This is a genomic window from Citrobacter sp. Cs237 (genome assembly GCF_030332325.1).
GTDB lineage: Bacteria > Pseudomonadota > Gammaproteobacteria > Enterobacterales > Enterobacteriaceae > Citrobacter_A > Citrobacter_A sedlakii.
On the sequence record NZ_JAOWIB010000025.1, the window covers coordinates 1 to 288 of the forward strand.

1 tRNA gene is annotated in these 288 nt (G+C 55.2%); it reads left to right on the forward strand.

Features of this window, described 5'->3' with window-relative positions:
• Nucleotides 1–215 precede the first annotated feature (215 nt).
• Nucleotides 216–288 (forward strand) — tRNA-Arg (locus OGY07_RS00125).

A 288-nucleotide genomic window follows, 5' to 3' on the forward strand; every position in this document is an offset into this window, starting at 1 on the left:
CGAATCCTCCCGGATGCACCATCTTCTCCGAGACAATAGTCACGCTGTTGTTTCAGGGGCTGCGGTTTTACCGCAAGCACTAGGGAGGATAACGTTGCCTACGCAACGGCCCGAAGGGCGAGGTGAAGCCGAGTCATCCTCCCGGATGCACCATTCCTTGTTTGATATAACGCCAGCCGTCATATCAGTATCGGCAGTAAAGCAAGTATTCCGATGCATCCGTAGCTCAGCTGGATAGAGTACTCGGCTACGAACCGAGCGGTCGGAGGTTCGAATCCTCCCGGATGC